The organism is Novosphingobium sp. 11B, from assembly GCF_054589055.1.
In genome coordinates, this window is record NZ_BAAILP010000232.1 from 1 (window position 1) to 463 (window position 463).

Annotated in this window: 1 protein-coding gene; it reads left to right on the forward strand. The window is 62.6% G+C overall.

Annotated elements, in window-relative coordinates; translation table 11 throughout:
* A partial coding sequence (locus ACYPYD_RS20645; protein ID WP_459665222.1) for a transposase domain-containing protein occupies window positions 1-463 on the forward strand: 463 nt, incomplete at both ends.

Sequence of the window (463 nt, forward strand, 5' to 3'; positions counted from 1 at the left end):
CAGATGGCCGCCCTTGTGCGGGAACTCCGGGCTGAAAACGCTCAACTGCGCTCGCTCCTCAAAGGCATGGCCCAACAAGCATTCGGCAATCGATCGGAACGCGCCAGCGTCATTCTGGGAGATCAGGGGCAACTGGATCTGGGCGATCTTGTGAGCACGCCGACGGTCGCGGCCAATGACGATGAAGCGCCAGAAGACAAGCCTGTGATCAAGCGCCCGCGCGCGAAGCGCGGCATAATGGCGCTGCCCGCCCATCTTGAGCGGGTAGAGCAGGTGATCGATCCGCAGACATTGGATTGCCCTTGCTGCGCAGGCAGGCTCCACAAAATCGGAGAGGATGCCAGTGAGGCCCTCGACTGGGTTCCGGCCATCGTACGCGTCATTCGTACCGTTCGCCCTCGCTATGCCTGCCGCAATTGCCGTGAGGGGGTTATTCAGGCACCAGCGCCCCGGCGTGCGATCC